Source organism: Lysinibacillus sp. FW12, from assembly GCF_050817245.1.
GTDB lineage: Bacteria > Bacillota > Bacilli > Bacillales_A > Planococcaceae > Lysinibacillus > Lysinibacillus irui.
The window spans coordinates 3,123,851-3,140,781 of the sequence record NZ_CP139094.1 but is presented as its reverse complement, the minus strand read 5'-3'; the positions used below and the strand labels follow the sequence as shown (position 1 = coordinate 3,140,781).

Below are 16,931 nucleotides of genomic sequence, written 5' to 3'. Positions count from 1 at the left end.
ACTCGTGCAGAACGGTGTTAATCGTTTGCACGAGCTGAAATACTGACGATCGGTATTGTAATTAAAAATCTTGTCCATTCGGCTAGCTTGCTTTCCACAGTAATCGTTCCATTGTGCATATCAATAATTTTTTTAACAATCGCTAACCCTAATCCACTGCCACCATTTGTGGCTGTTCGGGATTGGTCAGCCTTATAAAATCTTTCAAAGATATGCATTTGTTGTTCCTCCGTTAGGCCAATGCCAGTGTCTTGAACAATTACGGTGATTCTATTTGAGTCCAACCTCATGGACAATGAGATGGTACCTTTATTGGGGGTAAATTTGATGCTATTAGTCAGCAAATTCATCCATACTTGGTTCATTAAATCCTCATCAGCTGTGATGCAAATGTTGTCAAGATGGAGATCAAAGTCGAGCTCTTTTTCTAGCCAATTCGGTTCTAATGCGAGAACAACATTGCGCAATTGTTTATCTAATCGATATTCTTTAGGCTCAAAAGGATGATGCTGGGATTCTAATGATGTTAGTTTAAGTAAATTCTCACTAATTTTCGATAAACGATGACTTTCTAATTCGATAATGTCTAAATAATGTTGGCGTTTTTCCTCAGGCAGATTGATATTTTTTAGTGCCTTTGCAAAGCCATTAATAGACGTTAAAGGTGACTGTATCTCATGTGAAACGTTGGAAATGAACTCTTGACGCATTCTTTCGAGTTCGCCTAATTCAACGGCCATATGATTGATGCCATGAATTAATTGCCCAAATTGGTCTTCCTCATCTGCTTTCAAATCTAATTTGACATCAAAATCACCTTTTGCCATGCGACTTAATGCATCTACAATCGTATCCCAATAGTTACGTTGTCGATTTAGCCCGATTAAAAAGATAATAGCGGCTGAACAGGCAAAGAGCACAAATACACCAATTACTGTTCCTAACTGTAGCCAAAATCCTTGGGGCTCTGCACCCAATCGACTATAAAGCCATGTGGTTGCATGATAGGCAAGCAAAGCAAATACAGTATTTGCAATGAGAAACAGGCAAAGGACCATGATCAACTTTAAAAAGAATCTTCGTTTTCTCATGTGGCTAGTTCCAAGCGGTAACCAAGGCCACGAATAGTGCGAATGACAAAGCCGCTAACTTCCTGTGGAAAACGCTCGCGTATTCTTTTAATATGGACATCGACTGTTCGTTCATCACCCTCATAATCAAAGCCCCAAATTTCTTCGATTAATTGTTCACGTGAAAAGGTTTTACCAACATAGCTTGCTAGTGTGAATAATAGCTCGAACTCCTTTAAACGAAGTAGAATAGTCTCCCCGTCCAAATCCACTTCATGCGTACTGCGATTCAATTTAACGTTACCAGCTTCTACAACCTGTGAGAGGGAAATGCGGTATCTTTTTAAAATGGACTTGACCCGCACGATGAGCTCGACTGGTTCAAATGGCTTCACGAGATAATCATCTGTTCCTAAATGAAAGCCCTTGACCTTTTGGGAGGTTTCTCCTTTAGCTGTTAGCATAAGGATAGGGAGATCCGTATCGAATGAACGTATTTCCTCACATAATGCCCAGCCATCCATGTTTGGCATCATAATATCCATCACAACCATATCTACTTTTTCAGCGGCTAATTTGGACAGTGCATCTACACCGTCCGTAGCCTCTATAACCTCAAGACCTTCATTTTGAAGAAATACTTTTACTAATTCTCGAATATGTGCATCATCATCCACCACTAATAGTTTTGTCATTTCAACAAACCCCTTTATTCATTCTCTTTAATACGTAATTGCTGCATGGCAAATTCACGATACATAGCATGTGTTTCAAAGAGCGTTTCGTGTGTACCACAGCCTGTAATATGTCCTTTTTCAATAAATAATATTTGATCGGCGTCTACCACGGTAGATAAACGGTGCGCAATTACTAATGTTGTGCGACCTTGCATTAAGTTGTCTAAAGCTTTTTGTACATAAATTTCTGACTTACTATCTAGACTTGATGTTGCTTCATCCAACATTAATATTTGGGGATTGCGTAGTAACGCCCTTGCAATCGAGATACGCTGACGTTGCCCTCCTGATAGCTTAATGCCTCGTTCTCCTACTTCTGTGTCAAACTTATCTGGCAGCTCATTAATAAATTGATCCGCATAGGCCATTTTAGCGACTCTTTCTAGCTCATCATCTGGGACGTCTCGCTCTATACCATAGCAAATATTTTCTCGAATCGTACCTGAGAGCAGAGCACTTTCCTGTGCCACATAGCCAATTTGACTGCGCCATGAATGGAGAGAGAAAGTTTCAATGGGGGTATCTCCTAGTGTGATGCTACCATTAGTTGGCTGATAATATCGCTCTAACAACGAGAAGGTTGTAGTTTTTCCGCCACCACTTGGCCCCACTATGGCTGTAACCTTGCCTGGTTCAATCGTGAAGTTAATATTGGATAAAATCGGTTCTTCAGCATAAGAGAAATCAACGTTTTTAACATAGATCGGTTGATTGATTTTTTCGACAGTTAAACCCTCATCAATATGTTCCTCTTCATGTTCCAGTAATGCACTAATTCGTTCTGTAGCCCCCATTGCTTTTTGTAGCTGAGTAAAGAACATTGTTAGTTGTGTCATTGGCATAATGATTTGGATTAAATATAAAATAAATGCCACCATATCACCAGCAGTCAGTTCCCCAGAGGAAACGCGAACACCACCATAGCCAATGATCGCTACTAGCACTGACATGAGAACGAATGAAATGAGCGGTGAAATCAGTGCATGAATTTTCGCTTCTTTTAAGCCGAATGTAAAAAGATTTGTAATGCCTTTTTTGCCACGCTCATATTCCACTTGCTCAGCATTCGAAGCCTTTACTAAACGAGTTTCAGGCAAAACTTGACTTAACACCGCTGTAAACTTCGCTGTTTCATCTTGCATACCTTTAGAAATCACAAACATCCGTTTACCTAGCAGCATTAAAATCAGCATTGCGAGTGGGACTGCAATTAGCATCACTAACGTCATTTTCCAATCTAAGATTAAGAGAATGATGATGGAACCAATAATCGAAATAACCCCAGATAAACAGTTTGCTAAATGTTCTGTAATGAGCTCTTTTACAACGGCTGTGTCATTCGTAACACGGCTTAATGTTTCACCTGTATCATGTTGATCATAGTAGGGTATGGGTAAATGTAAAAGCTTTCGCCATAACTGGTCTCGCAATCTAGCGACAACATGCTGACCAACACGATTTAAATAGTAGATGGATAATCCGCTAGCAATAGCTTGTGCGATAAAGGCAATACCGAGTACAATAATTTGCCAATAATCAAGTGATTCTAATGAAAAACCATCCACCAATTGTTTTGTAAAGAGTGGGACGATAAAGCCTACACCCGTCGTAGCTAAACTCATTACTAAAGCGATGACCAGTAACCAAATTGGGGGTTCGGCTCGTTTGATTAATTGGATAAAGCGTCGCCAATCTTTTTGATTTGTCTTGTCTTTTGATGTCTCTTGCAAAGAAATAAGCCTCCTTCAATGTATAAAACAACGTATTTCGTTTCTATGGCTTTACTATAGCATGCGTTTATGAACTGAATATGAAATGAAGCGTATCATATATCATATAAAAGAGAGGGTCTGCTATACGTGATGTTTAGGTTGATTCAAGTTAAAAAGGCGATGCACATATCGGGCATCACCTTGTACAATTAATCTGCGAATTCATCATGGTATAAAGACTTTCCAAGCAAACGATAAATTCTAAGGGCTAATTGGATTTGCAGCAGTTCCTCATAGCTTTTTAAATCTGTTTTTAGAATCTCTTTAATCTTTTCGATACGATAAATTAATGTGTTACGATGAACAAACATTTCCTTAGCTGTTTCACTAATATTCATATGATTAATAAAATAGTTTTCTAATGTAACGAGGTAGCTTGTCCCATGTAAAAGATCATGCTCAAAGACAGCTCCTAAGCTTTCTAAGAAAAAGTCCTTTAATTGCACCTCATTCATATTTGAATCTAAAAAATGATAAATTGAGTGATCGGCAAAATGGGCTACAGCTCCACGTTCCTCAAACCGTTGCATTAGTCGAAGTGCTTCATGAGCTTCTGCAAAGCTTTTATGAACAAAGCGAATATGTTTATATTCTTTGCCAATACCTACCAAAAAGGAAGTTTGGCTATTATGCTGTATTAATAATTGCAGAATAGTATCTGCGTATTGTTTTGTTTCATTAATCGTCCTGTCTTGCTTCGTATCCTGTTGTCCTATTAGTACGATGATTTGATTGTTTCGATAAAGACATGTAATTTCTCCATTGATGGTACTAGAGTGTTCATAAATTAAAGTCACACATTTTTTTGCTATATTATCAGATTCGTATTTTCTTGAAATTAAATCAAGGTGTTCACTCAGGTTGTCATGACTGATCGAAATGACGATACAATAATATTTATAATTGATATTTAAGCCGTGTAGGTCACAGAGTGTTTGCAGCGTTTCACTGGATTTGATTTTACCTGTCAATAAATCATCAAAAAATTCCTGTTTAATTTTTAAACGCACACCCTCAATTTCCTTCTGTTTAATCCTTTCTAACGCAACAATCGTGGATGCTTGCTCCAAAACGATGAAATCAAACTCCGTCAAATCACGTACGGTTTGCCAAATTACAATATAGCCGTAAATGTAATTTGCAACTGCCACGGGTAGTATTCGACATTTCACAGCCACATCTTCTAAATGATACATCCTTGTAATTGATTTTTGCATTTCGTTTAAATCTTTTGGAATTGTATCAATGAAATCCTTCGAAAACGTAGGCCGATTCTTCTTGAGGTTGATGCCATAGGCAAGTGGCACAGGATTCGAATCGAGATCTGTATAATGCAGTAAATTCCAGTCACTATCCAAAAAGATAATCGGGTTATTAATCGTTTCGGCTAACATGCAAGAGATGGATTCAATGCCTCCACCTTCAAGTGCCACCTTAAACAACGTATTATGCATATCCAATGACTTCCTATTTAATAAATCATAGCCTCCTGAAGCCTTTTCATTGATGATCGAGATGACCTTGGACAAGGTGTAGTTATAAGGTAATTCTATTAAGGGCAAACCATATTGGTTGGCAATATCAATCATGTTTTGAGGCGTTTTTTGTAAATAGCGCCTCATTTTAATGACAAGGCCAGCACAATTTATTTTAGAAATTTCTTGGATAATTTTATTTTGTAATGCTTCATCGTCTTGAAATATATAACCAGTTGTTAATAATAATTCATTCGGTGTCAGCCAATCAAATGCATCGGGATTTTCAATAATGTTCACAAGTGCAATTTTATTATGAATCCCTTGTTCTCCGGCAACAATTTTAATTCCTTCGAGTGCCTTTGTTTCTAGAATATCTTTGATTGTTAGCAAATGATTTCACTCCTTTGCCATAATCTTATCACAAAACATTGTACACATTGCCTAAATCATCTACATTCTTTTTGGTTTTGCTAAACAATGATATATACGTCTTAAGAGAATAAAATAAAGCGTGTAAGACGGTAATGTGAAAAAAATAACATTGCTGCGGTTCATTTCCCTTTAGTTGAAATGAACAATAGGTCGGATTAATGGAGGTAAGAATGTGGAAGATACAAATGTGGTGTCGGAATTTTTAGCTGCGGCTGAAACAGGGGATATTAACGCTTTGAAAGGTTATTTACAACAAGGTGTAGATATTAACTCTCGCAATAAGCGTAAACGTACGGCAATTTTACTTGCTGCTATGAATGATCAATTAGAAACAGTAAAATTTCTAATTCAGGAAGGGGCAGATGTCGACCTTCAAGATCAAATTTGTTTAAATCCATTCTTATATGGATGTATTAACGGAAAGTTAGAGCTTGTGAAAATAATGCTTGAAGCAAACACAGATTTAGAACGTTTAACCCGCTTTGGTGGTGTAGGTGTTCACCCTGCAAGTGAGAAGGGATTTGTAGATGTGGTACGTGAACTTGTTACGACTACAGATATTAATGTCAACCATACGAATATTTGTGGTTGGACACCATTAATTGAAGCAATTCTTTTAAATGATGGTGGAGAGAAGCAACAGGAAATTGTTCGTTTATTAGTTGAACATGGTGCAGATACACAATTAGTGGATCAATATGGGGTGACACCGTTAGCGATGGCGAGAGAAAAAGGATTCACTGAAATTGAAAAGATTTTACTAGGAGCAGGGGCAAAATAGTAGTATTTCTAGGGCATAAAGAGGTGTACATATGATACACGCAATATCTGGTGATGGCTATTTTCTTCAGCAAATAGGTGCATCGGGGTTTACGGGAATGGTTCATAGTGTTTTTACGCATGCATTGAATATTCAAAGCGAGGCTAATGGAGAAATTTTCACACTTGCTACGAAAGCAATGGATAATGCACCCAATACACTGATTATCGATCTCGATACTTTAGGCAACCTGCACATTCACCAACATGACAGAGTATCGGTTCAACATGACCAACTATTAATAGAAGATAAAGTACAAATAGCAATGCAGACCGCCACTCGTTGGCAATGTCAACTACCTATTTTCCCAACTGATCAAACCTGTTTAAAAACGAATGTAGTCACTGTAAAACAATTTATTGATTTACATGGCAAAAGTGGAGGAATGAAACGTAGTAATTCATCAATTAGTGAGTTTGAGGCTGAAACATCGAGGTTGCTTCAGCAACGTACAAGTTTACTCCGAGAGGAATTAATGAATCAGCGTTTTGATCATTTTCAGAGTTATGCAATTGATTTAGTAGGCTTGGGACCTGGGCTAACACCATCAGGTGATGATTTTTTAGTAGGCTTATTTGCCATCATTCACTTAGAAAATAGTCCTTGTAATATTTACAAGCGACTGTGTGAAAGCGCCATCAACATGATGAAGCCTTTGACCAATGCTATTAGCTATACAACATTGAAAAAGGCAGCAAATGGACAAGTAAGGGAATCCATCTGTTCACTCATTTATTCCATTTTATATGGAACGGAAGCGGATTCAATTCAGGCTCTTAGAAAGGTGCTTGCAATTGGCTCCTCATCGGGGACAGATATCGCCTTAGGGCTTATAAGTGGCTTAGAAGCCAATATAAAATTAGGAGGATAAAGATGAGTATTAAAGTCGTAATTAAGCGAAACACATATTTTGATTCAGTATCATTGATGTCACTATCAACAAAAGCGAATCAAATTGAAGGCGTTGAGCAAGCAATTATTGGTATGGGGACTGAAATGAACAAAGGAGTCATTCGCAACGTTGGTTTGATGACGTCAGAAGTAGAGGAAGCAACAGCTGGTGACTTAATGATTATTGTAAAAACTGCTAATGCGGAGCAAACGGAAAGCGCTTACTTAGCAGTAGAAGAATTGTTAACAAATAAAAACTCAGCACAAGCAAAAAGCGATATTAAATATGCAACGATTGATTCTGCCGTACAAGGTATCCCAGATGCAAACTTTGCCGTTATTTCGGTAAATGGTGCATTTGCTGTTCGTGAAGCTCGCAAAGCTCTTGAAAATAATCTGCATGTTATGTTATTCAGCGATAATGTGAGCGTAGAGGACGAAGTAGAATTAAAAACTTTAGCACATGAAAAAGGTTTATTAATGATGGGGCCAGACTGTGGAACAGCAATCATTGGGAATACAGGTCTTTGCTTTGCAAATGCTGTAAGAAAAGGCAGCATCGGTATTGTTGCAGCTTCAGGTACTGGTAGCCAAGAGGTAAGTGTGCGTATTCATGATTTCGGTGGTGGGATTACCCAACTTATCGGGACAGGTGGACGCGATTTAAGTAAAGAAGTAGGCGGTATTATGATGCTTGACGGTATCAAAGCTCTTGATGCTGATGAAGCAACAAAAGTAATTGTTCTTGTATCGAAGCCACCTGAAGCAAGTGTTGAGAAAAAGGTACTTGCGCAAATTAAAGAGTGCAGTAAACCTGTTGTTGTTTACTTTATTGGTGGTAATGAAGAGGCAGTTGTGGCTGCTGGTGGACAATTTGCAAAAACGTCTAAAGAAGCAGCATTAAAAGCTGTATTACTAGCAGGTATTGATGAAGCAAGCATTAACAAGCGTGCACTTAATCTTCCGTTAATTGAAGAGGTTCGCGCTAAATTATCACCAGAACAAAAATACATTCGTGGTTTATTCTGTGGCGGTACGTTATGTGATGAATCTATGTATCTAGCTATGGAGAAATTCTACAATGTTTATAGTAATATCCAAAAAAATCCGGACTTCTTATTAAAGGATATCAGTGTAAGTCAAGAGCATACATTCATTGACTTCGGTGATGATGACTTTACAAATGGTAAGCCACATCCAATGATCGATCCATCTTCTCGTATTGAGCGTTTCCTACAAGAAGCGAAAGATCCATCTGTTGGCGTTATCGTGATGGACTTCGTATTAGGCTTCGGCTCTCATGAAGATCCAGTGGGCGTTATGCTTCCTGCCATCATGGAAGCTAAGCAATTAGCTGAAAAAGAAGGTAGGCATCTAGAGATCATTGGGTATGTCCTTGGAACTGACTTAGATACACCAAACATAGATGAGCAAGTGAAAAAATTAGTCGATGCAGGTGTGACACATGCAAGCAGTAGTACAAATGCAGGATTACTTGCAAGAGAAATGGTTTTGAAAGGAGAAAATCATGAGTAAGATTAATGAACTTTTCACAAGTAAAATTAACGTTATTAACGTAGGTATTGAACTTTTTAAAGATGATATTTTAGCACAAAATGCAAGCGCAACACACCTAGAGTGGTCACCACCGGGTGGAGGTAAGCCAGAAATCATTGCAGCTCTTAACAAAATTGATAAAGCAGAACTAGCAGAGAAAATCGAAGCTGCAAACCGTATTGCTGTTGAAAAAATTGTGAACTCCCAACCAGTGCTAATTGGTTTTGACCAAGCCATTAATGTAGTACCAGGGATGACGAAGAAAACAATTTTACACGCAGGCCCTCCTATTACTTGGGAAAAAATGAACGGACCAATGAAAGGTGCCGTAATGGGTGCTCTAATATTTGAAGGATTAGCAAAAGATCTAGAGGAAGCTGCAGCGGTTGCTGCATCGGGTGAAATCACGTTCTCACCATGTCACGAACATAACGCAGTTGGATCAATGGCTGGTGTAACTTCAGCTTCTATGTTTATGCACATCGTAGAAAATAAAGCTTATGGCAATATAGCCTATACAAACTTAAGTGAGCAAATGGCAAAAATCTTACGTATGGGTGCGAACGATGACAGCGTTGTCGAGCGATTAATTTGGATGCGCGATGTGTTAGGTCCAATTTTACGTGATGCGATGAAGCTGAATAAAGAAGGTATTGATCTTCGTTTAATGCTTGCACAAGCGCTTCATATGGGTGACGAGTGTCATAACCGTAACAATGCAGGCACGGCTTTATTAATTCAAGCATTAACACCTTTTATTTTAGAAACAGATTACCCTGTAGAACAAAAACGTGAAGTATTTGACTTTGTAGCAAGTAGTGATTACTTCTCAGGTCCTACATGGATGGCTTGCTGTAAATGTGCATTAGATGCTGCACACGGTATTGAATACAGTACTGTTGTCACTACGATGGCACGTAACGGTGTAGAATTTGGTGTTCGTATTAGTGGTATGGCAGGTAATACATGGTTTACAGGTCCTGCACAACAAGTAATCGGACCGATGTTTGCTGGGTATAAACCAGAAGATTCAGGTCTTGATATTGGAGATAGTGCTATTACGGAAACATACGGCATCGGTGGCTTTGCAATGGCTACTGCACCAGCAATTGTTGCTTTAGTAGGTGGAACAGTAGATGAAGCAATTGGATATTCACGTCAAATGAAAGAAATTACAACAACAGAGAACCAAAATATTACCATTCCATTATTAAACTTCATGGGAATTCCTACGGGTATTGATATTCGTAAAGTAATTCAAACTGGTATTCTTCCAATCATCAATACAGCAATCGCACATAAAGAGGCTGGTATTGGCATGATTGGTGCTGGTATTACTCATCCTCCAATGGAAGCTTTCGAAAAAGCATTAATCACAATTAGTGAGAAGTGGGCTTAAGCCCACTTCCTTATAAGTAGGAGGAGCTTAATATGGAACATACAAAAATTGAACAGTCCAATCAAGACTATAGAGCACTTGGCTATTCGGAAGATCTATTACCAAAAGGGCCTCAGGAAAGGGATTGGGGGATTTTTAACTACATCACAGTTTGGATGGGCGCAGTTCACAATATTATGTCTTATATGACGGTGGCTGGATTTTTCATCTTAGGATTATCTGTCAATCAAGTTTTCTTAGCCATCATGCTTTCGGCATTGATTGTTTCTGCAGGTTACGCATTAAATGGATATTCTGCTTCTAAATATGGTATACCATTCGCTATATTACTAAGAGATTCATTTGGAGTGAAAGGTTCTATTATACCAGCATTATGTCGAGGATTGGTTGCTGGGGTTGTATTCTTTGGGACGACAACAGTTGTAGGTGCTCAATCCCTTAATGTGTTATTTTCAAGATTCATTCCGAATTATATGTCTATCGGTGGAGACTTCAATATTTTTGGCTTAGATGTTCCAACAATGATCTCCTATGGCATTTTGTGGTTAGTTACAGTGTTGCTATTTTTAGGTGGCATGGATATGTTAACTGTCTTTGGTAAATATTCATCACCGATTGTTTATATCTTCATCATTGGAGCAGCTATTTGGGCAATTAATATTGCTGGTGGAATTGGACCAATTTTAGAATATAAACCTTCTGCAACAATGGAAAGTCCATTAGTCTTTATTGCATGTGTCAGTGCGTTGGTTTCGAACTGGGCTGGTCCCGTGGTTAATATTGCAGACTATACGCATAGAGCAAAATCACCAAAAGCGATGATTTACGGTTTATCTATTGGTATGATCGGTTCTTATCTATTATTTGCTATCACTTGTATTAGCTTAATTGCAGGAACAGAGATTGCTTTCGGACAACCAATTTTTAATATCGTCGATGCAATTGATAAAATTCAAAATCCATTCTCTGTAGTGGTGTTAATTTTAGCATTAAATGTAGGGGCAACAGCTTTTGTAGTTTTTGGTAACTTACTACCATCTGGATTACAAATGACAACATTATTCCCTAAAGTATTTACAGTGAAATCTGCAGGTGTTTTAACAGCTGTTATTGGAACAATCATTTTACCTTGGAAACTAGTATCGAGTACAGAAACTTTATTCTTCTTTTATAGTTTCATAGGTTCTATGTTTGGTCCAATAGTGGGTATTATGTTGTCTAGCTTCTTTATCGAGCGTAAAAGACATTTAAATTTATCAATGCTTTACGTAGAAGAGGGAAAAAACGGAGCCTATAAATCTGGCTATAATATCATCGCGTGTATCGTCCTTTTGATTAGCTTCCTGTTACCAATGTCTGGTGCCTTTCTTAAGGGTGTACCGTTCTTAGTGAAGCTAAATGACTTTGCATTCTTCAGCGGTCTAATCATGTCATTTATTTTATATACGGTGCTATATAAATTCAATCAGCAAAGTGTTCATAATAGTGTAGAAAATAAAGTAGGGGTGTAGTTGTGAGTAAATTAGTAATTGTAGCAATCGGCGGTAATTCGCTAGTTAAAGATAGCGGAAGTGAATCTATTCAAAGTCAGCAAGAGGCAGTTGCACAAACGGTCGAACATATCGCGGATATGATTCAAGAGGGCTATAAAGTAGTTGTCACACACGGTAATGGACCACAAGTTGGTTTCACATTACAAAGAAGTGAAATTGCTAACGAGGTAGCTGGTATGCCAGCAGTACCACTAGTAAACTGTGTGGCTGATACACAAGGTGGAATTGGCTATTTAATTCAACAAGCATTAATTAACGAACTATCTAAGCGTCAAATTGATAAAAAAGTAGTAAGTGTCATTACACAAGTTGAAATTAATGAACATGATCCAAACTTTATCAACCCTACAAAGCCGGTGGGCTCGTTCTTTACAAAAGAGCAAGCGGATGCAATGTTAATTGAACATCCAGATTGGAAAATGGTAGAGGATTCTGGTCGGGGCTATCGTCGTGTTGTGCCTTCACCAAAACCAATTGATATTGTAGAAAAGGATGCTATTAAATCATTAATTGATAATGATTATGTCGTGATTGCTGTAGGTGGCGGTGGCATTCCAGTCATTAAAAAAGAAAATAATGTCTATGAAGGCGTTGATGCAGTCATTGATAAAGACTTTGCGACAAGCTTATTAGCAGCACAAGTAAATGCAGATTCCTTAATTATTACAACTGGTGTTCCTCGTGTGTTTATTAATTTTGGTAAGCCAGAACAACAAGCACTTGAAGAAATTACAGTAGAAGAAACAAAGCAACATGTTCTAGATAATCAGTTCCCACCAGGAAGTATGCTTCCAAAAATTGAAGCGAGCCTAAGCTTCATAGAAAATGGTGGTCACCGAGTGATTATTACAAACCCTGAAAGTCTAAAAGAGGCAATTAATAATCAAGCTGGTACTCATATTATTAACTAGGAGGATTCATGGTATGGATTATATTCAATTAGCAGTTGAAAAAACAAAAGAAGGTATCGATCAAAATATTGGCGGACCTTTTGGTGCAACAATTGTACGAGGTGACGAAATCATTGCCGTTGTAGGGAATACAATGAATCGTGATACAGACCTTTCTGCACATGCAGAAATTGTGGCTATTCGTGAAGCTTCTAAAAAGTTAGGAACAATGGACTTATCTGATTGTGTTATTTATGCTACTTGTGAGCCATGTCCAATGTGTGTTTCAGCAATTATTTGGGCAGGTATTAAGGAAGTACATTATTGCAATACAGCAGAAGATGCTCACAAAAATGGCTTCTCTGATATGCATATACGCGACTATTTTTCAGGTAAAGATACAAGCGTGCTAAACATGCACAAAATCGAGACTAGAGAAGACTGTGACAACCTGTTCGTGCATTTTAATAAAAAAATGGCAGAAGAAGTAAAATAATAACCCGTTAGCTAGCTTTGAGCATTCAAGCCTAACAAAATTAGGACTGCTCAAAGCTTTCCGCAGACATACATTAGAGGAGGGATCTCGTCAAGGAGAATCCCTTTTCTAATTTTAAACAAAAAGTTGTAAGATTCTTGGTACAATGAAATAAATAATCATGCTGTTAACTTGATTCAGCAATATTTTTTGTACGAAAAGCAAAGCATTGAGCAGCTATTGCGTTAAGGCGTGGGCAACGAGCATTATTGGGTCAAATTTTCATCTTCGTAATTCATAAAAAGGAGCTGTTTACATGGTCTATAAAGAACGATATCAACAATTACTAGATAATATGAATCAATATAATTCAGGAGAGAAAGGGATTACGAGAGTTGCTTATACGAATGAAGAACAGGCTTGTTTACACGCTTTTATTCGTTTATGTAAAGATGAAAATCTTCAAATTCATATTGACCATTGTGGAAATCTTATTGCTCGAAGAGAAGGTAGTGTACCAGGACTACAGCCTGTTGTTATAGGGTCCCATTTAGACACTGTTTATCAAGGTGGTAAATATGATGGTGTTGTTGGCGTAACGGCTGGACTTGAGATTATCAAGCGATTAAATGAGCGTTCTATTGTGACAAAGCATCCGATTGAAATTATCGCCTTTGCTTGTGAGGAATCCTCCCGATTCGGTGTTTCAACAGTTGGAAGTAAAGCGATGGCGGGTCTGATAGAGAAAGAAAAGTACCGTCATTTAGTAGATCGAGATGGTATTTCCATGGAACAGGCATTTGCACATTGTGGACTTGATTTTAGTAGTATTGATCAAGCAACAAGAGTAGAAGAAGGATTCCATGCATTTTTTGAATTACATATTGAACAAGGACCATTGCTAATTAACTATGAAAAGAAAATTGGTATTGTAACAGGGGTTGCCGCACCAGTTCGTTTATTGATGAAATTAAATGGGAAAGCGTCCCATTCAGGCACGACACCGATGAATATGAGAAAAGATGCCCTTTTAGGTGCATCAGAATTGGCATTAGAATTGGAAAAAGCAGCGATAGCAGAGCAAGAGTTTGGAACAGTGGCAACGGTAGGAGTATTAGACGTTGTAGCAGGTTCCATGAACGTTGTCCCAGGGGAAGTAGAGCTGACAGTAGATATTCGATCATCTTCTGTAGAATCAAGAGAGCGAGTGCTTCAACATTTGTATACAACTATTACAAACGTGCAAGAAAGGAGACAGCTTTCCATTGAATACAATGTCATTAGTTCAGAGGAGCCTGTCCTACTTTCTCCAACTCTAATGAAAGAGCTCGAAACTATTTGTGTCGAAAAGGAACTCTCCTATCATTATATGCAAAGTGGAGCAGGACACGATTCCATGAATATGACGAGACTCGGACCAGTTGGCCTTATTTTTATTCCATCTCTAGATGGATTAAGTCACCATCCAGATGAGCATACAGATTTGGAGGATATATTATTAGGGATAGATGTCCTAGAAGAAGCTGTTTTAAGATCGGCTTCTGTCATCTAAAGTTGGGCTTTGTTTAGCAATTTTTGGAGGATTAAAGTAGTTTATAATCTAGTCAATAAAAAGACGACCTTTCTATACTAGAAAGTCGTCTTTTTTATGTGAACAGAATGGTTAATCGGTTTCTTCTGATTGCCAATTTTGATTTGAATGAGCATCATCGCAATGACCATAATAATCATACCAATAATGGCAGTTGTAAAATTGCCTGTGAAATCACGTATGAGACCGACAAAGAAAGGACCAAGTGCAGCAAATACAAAGCCAACTGATTGTGTCATAGCGGCTAAGAAGCTAGCCTCCTGAATATCTTTGGCTTCATCAATCGGTAATGTTAGACCTAATGAAAATAGCCCACCTGCACCAAGACCAATTAAAATACTGCTTAGCCAAGGATTATAACTAAACAATAGCATCAATAGACCAATTAATTCTAAAGCTGAACAGCCGAGGAGCCATACAGCTCTATGCTGAAAGCGGTTATTTAAAATAGGTACTAAAAACGTTGCCGGCATTTGCGCGACTGTTAATAGTGTCAGCATCATACCAGCATCTCGTTTATTGTAGCCCATATTTTCGGCAATTGGTGGTAACCAAGCCATTACGGTATAAAACATGATGGCCATTATGCCAAAGAAGCCTGTTAAAAGCCAAGCCTTTTGATTGGTTAACATGTGCTTCCTATAAATGTCTCGATCCAAAGTATTTTGGTTGGGAGTAGCAATCTCCTTATGCTCGATTGGCTTCCACCAAAAACATATAGCGATGAGAGCGAGAATAGCCCAAGAGGCAGTAGCAACTTGCCAGGAATGAAACATATTATTTAATGGAAGCGTAAGCCCAGAGCCTAATGCAGCTCCTACCACTAATGCTAACGAGTAGATACCAACTATACGAGAAGGATTTGAAAATTGCTCTTTAATATAGCCAGACAATAAAGGGCTAACAATTGCAATACCGATGCCGGATAAAAAGGCAGTTAGAAGCATCACCCAGCTAGAATAAGCAAAAAATCTGGCAGCTGTTGCTAGTCCAATAAGAATTAGGGAGTAGGCAATGGTCCGCTCTATGCTCCAACGATTGGCAAGTTTAATAGCAAAAGGGGCAAATAAGCCCATACACAGCACTGCCAAGGATGTTAGCAAACTAGCGGTAGCCGCACTCATGTCTAATGATTCGCGGATCGTTCCTAACAAAGGGGAGACAGAGGTGATGACCGGTCTTAAATTAAAAGAAGCTAAAATTATAGCGATAATCGGCACAATCGTACGTTTTATATTCATTCTCTTTCAACTCCGTTATATCAAATAAATAAATAGATTTCCCAATTGAAGTCTAAACTAATTTGAATGATTGAACAATACTATTATTACTATTACAATAATAGTTATAAACTATGATAGGATGTGGTCGTTGTGGAAATACGTCATCTTCATTATTTTATGGGGGTCTGTGAGGAGCTACATTTTACAAAAGCTGCTGAGAAACTTGGTATATCACAGCCAACATTAAGCCAGCAAATACGCATATTAGAAAATGAACTGGGTATGCCTTTGTTTGATCGGATAGGTAAAAAAATTGTTGTGACAGAGGCTGGTTCTCTTTTGTTTAGCTATGCTACAGAAATGCTTAATACATTACAAAATGTCAAAGATGCTATTAAAGATTTACAGGAGCTGCAAGGTGGGCAAATAAGTGTTGGAATTATGCCTTCAGATTTAGACTATCGGATTACACAGCTTGTTATTGATTTTCATGAAAAATTTCCAAAGGTAAAACTGAAGATACTAGCATCCATTGATATTATGCGGCAAGTTCTTGAAAATGAAGTGGACATTGGAATTGGAACGAATGTAGAGGCGGATGATCGTTTGGTCATGATTCCTTTATGTCGGGAGGAATATGTGTTAGTCGTTTCAAAAGAGCACGCATTGGCGAAGCAAACTGCAATCACAATTGCCGAATTAAAGGAGCTTCCGATGGTTATGTATCCAGAAGGTTTTCTTGGGAGAGAAGTGGTAGAAGATGCTGTAAAAACACATGGTTTTCAGCTGCATACTATTCTTGAAACAAGTTCTGTTACTTCCATTATGAATCTTGTTCGAGAAAATATTGGCGTGACAGTGCAACCTTATCCCTTGATACAACAAATGAATGATCCTAATCTATGTAGTATACGTATCTTGAATGGTGCCCCAAGCCGTAGCCTATCAATTATTTATCGAATAGATCGCTATGTCAGTCAAGCAACGACAGCTTTTATTGAACAACTCAAAGAATATTTTACGGGCTAAAGCACAAACGACTG

At 38.1% G+C, this 16,931-nt stretch carries 14 protein-coding genes; 9 read left to right on the top strand and 5 right to left on the bottom strand.

Translation table 11 applies throughout. The features are described from left to right. Positions 1–17: 17 nt before the first annotated feature. The 4 genes from SJW71_RS16355 to SJW71_RS16340 all read right to left on the bottom strand — a co-directional run bounded on the left by SJW71_RS16355 (position 18) and on the right by SJW71_RS16340 (position 5,447). Positions 18–1,091: a sensor histidine kinase gene (locus SJW71_RS16355; protein WP_431811212.1), complete on the bottom strand. Its 1,074-nt coding sequence runs from the start codon at positions 1,089–1,091 to the stop codon at positions 18–20. Then, the gene (locus SJW71_RS16350; protein ID WP_322610448.1) at positions 1,088–1,765 is read right to left on the bottom strand and encodes a response regulator transcription factor; all 678 of its coding nucleotides are present in this window, start codon (positions 1,763–1,765) and stop codon (positions 1,088–1,090) included. The genes SJW71_RS16355 and SJW71_RS16350 overlap by 4 nt, the downstream gene beginning before the upstream one ends. Before the next feature lie 14 nt (positions 1,766–1,779). Then, entirely contained in the window at positions 1,780–3,537 is a 1,758-nt protein-coding gene (locus SJW71_RS16345) for an ABC transporter ATP-binding protein (RefSeq protein WP_407133410.1), read from the bottom strand. A 191-nt stretch (positions 3,538–3,728) separates the two neighbouring features. Next, positions 3,729–5,447, bottom strand: coding sequence for a PucR family transcriptional regulator (locus SJW71_RS16340; RefSeq protein WP_274796440.1), 1,719 nt, complete (start codon positions 5,445–5,447; stop codon positions 3,729–3,731). A gap of 214 nt (positions 5,448–5,661) precedes the next feature. Between SJW71_RS16340 and SJW71_RS16335 the strand changes: the two genes are divergently transcribed. The 8 genes from SJW71_RS16335 (at position 5,662) to SJW71_RS16300 (ending at position 14,626) form a co-directional block, all read left to right on the top strand. Continuing rightward, positions 5,662–6,270: an ankyrin repeat domain-containing protein gene (locus SJW71_RS16335; protein ID WP_312505549.1), complete on the top strand. Its 609-nt coding sequence runs from the start codon at positions 5,662–5,664 to the stop codon at positions 6,268–6,270. A 31-nt stretch (positions 6,271–6,301) separates the two neighbouring features. Further along, positions 6,302–7,180 (top strand): DUF2877 domain-containing protein, encoded by an 879-nt coding sequence (locus SJW71_RS16330; RefSeq protein WP_431811211.1) that lies wholly within the window; start codon positions 6,302–6,304, stop codon positions 7,178–7,180. Positions 7,181–7,182: 2 nt separating this feature from the next. After that, a complete protein-coding gene (gene fdrA, locus SJW71_RS16325) occupies positions 7,183–8,736 on the top strand; it encodes an acyl-CoA synthetase FdrA (RefSeq protein WP_274796443.1) in 1,554 nt (517 codons plus the stop codon). Continuing rightward, on the top strand, positions 8,729–10,156 hold the full coding sequence (locus SJW71_RS16320; RefSeq protein ID WP_431811210.1) for a DUF1116 domain-containing protein: 1,428 nt from the start codon (positions 8,729–8,731) through the stop codon (positions 10,154–10,156). The genes fdrA and SJW71_RS16320 overlap by 8 nt, the downstream gene beginning before the upstream one ends. Before the next feature lie 32 nt (positions 10,157–10,188). Beyond that, complete coding sequence (locus tag SJW71_RS16315) at positions 10,189–11,667, top strand: cytosine permease (RefSeq protein ID WP_431811209.1); 1,479 nt, start codon at positions 10,189–10,191, stop codon at positions 11,665–11,667. A 2-nt stretch (positions 11,668–11,669) separates the two neighbouring features. Beyond that, positions 11,670–12,620 (top strand): carbamate kinase, encoded by a 951-nt coding sequence (gene arcC, locus SJW71_RS16310; protein ID WP_407133419.1) that lies wholly within the window; start codon positions 11,670–11,672, stop codon positions 12,618–12,620. Positions 12,621–12,633: 13 nt separating this feature from the next. Further along, entirely contained in the window at positions 12,634–13,095 is a 462-nt protein-coding gene (locus SJW71_RS16305; RefSeq protein ID WP_312505541.1) for a nucleoside deaminase, read from the top strand. Positions 13,096–13,390: 295 nt separating this feature from the next. Further along, positions 13,391–14,626 carry a Zn-dependent hydrolase gene (locus SJW71_RS16300; RefSeq protein WP_274796448.1) on the top strand — a complete coding sequence of 412 codons (1,236 nt, stop codon included), beginning with the start codon at positions 13,391–13,393 and terminating at the stop codon, positions 14,624–14,626. 77 nt (positions 14,627–14,703) lie between these two features. Here SJW71_RS16300 and SJW71_RS16295 read toward each other — a convergent pair whose 3' ends face one another. Then, a complete protein-coding gene (locus tag SJW71_RS16295) occupies positions 14,704–15,906 on the bottom strand; it encodes a CynX/NimT family MFS transporter (RefSeq protein ID WP_431811208.1) in 1,203 nt (400 codons plus the stop codon). Positions 15,907–16,038: 132 nt separating this feature from the next. Here SJW71_RS16295 and SJW71_RS16290 point away from each other — a divergent pair, with 132 nt between their 5' ends. Then, entirely contained in the window at positions 16,039–16,917 is an 879-nt protein-coding gene (locus tag SJW71_RS16290; RefSeq protein ID WP_431811207.1) for a LysR family transcriptional regulator, read from the top strand. Positions 16,918–16,931 lie beyond the last annotated feature (14 nt).

What these genes read in the sequence shown, in the direction of transcription:
- SJW71_RS16355 (WP_431811212.1), bottom strand. Translation starts at nt 1,091, where the DNA reads ATGAGAAAACGAAGATTCTTTTTAAAGTTGATCATGGTCCTTTGCCTG.
- SJW71_RS16350 (WP_322610448.1), bottom strand. Translation starts at nt 1,765, where the DNA reads ATGACAAAACTATTAGTGGTGGATGATGATGCACATATTCGAGAATTA.
- SJW71_RS16330 (WP_431811211.1), top strand. Translation starts at nt 6,302, where the DNA reads ATGATACACGCAATATCTGGTGATGGCTATTTTCTTCAGCAAATAGGT.
- fdrA (WP_274796443.1), top strand. Translation starts at nt 7,183, where the DNA reads ATGAGTATTAAAGTCGTAATTAAGCGAAACACATATTTTGATTCAGTA.
- SJW71_RS16320 (WP_431811210.1), top strand. Translation starts at nt 8,729, where the DNA reads ATGAGTAAGATTAATGAACTTTTCACAAGTAAAATTAACGTTATTAAC.
- SJW71_RS16315 (WP_431811209.1), top strand. Translation starts at nt 10,189, where the DNA reads ATGGAACATACAAAAATTGAACAGTCCAATCAAGACTATAGAGCACTT.
- SJW71_RS16305 (WP_312505541.1), top strand. Translation starts at nt 12,634, where the DNA reads ATGGATTATATTCAATTAGCAGTTGAAAAAACAAAAGAAGGTATCGAT.
- SJW71_RS16300 (WP_274796448.1), top strand. Translation starts at nt 13,391, where the DNA reads ATGGTCTATAAAGAACGATATCAACAATTACTAGATAATATGAATCAA.
- SJW71_RS16295 (WP_431811208.1), bottom strand. Translation starts at nt 15,906, where the DNA reads ATGAATATAAAACGTACGATTGTGCCGATTATCGCTATAATTTTAGCT.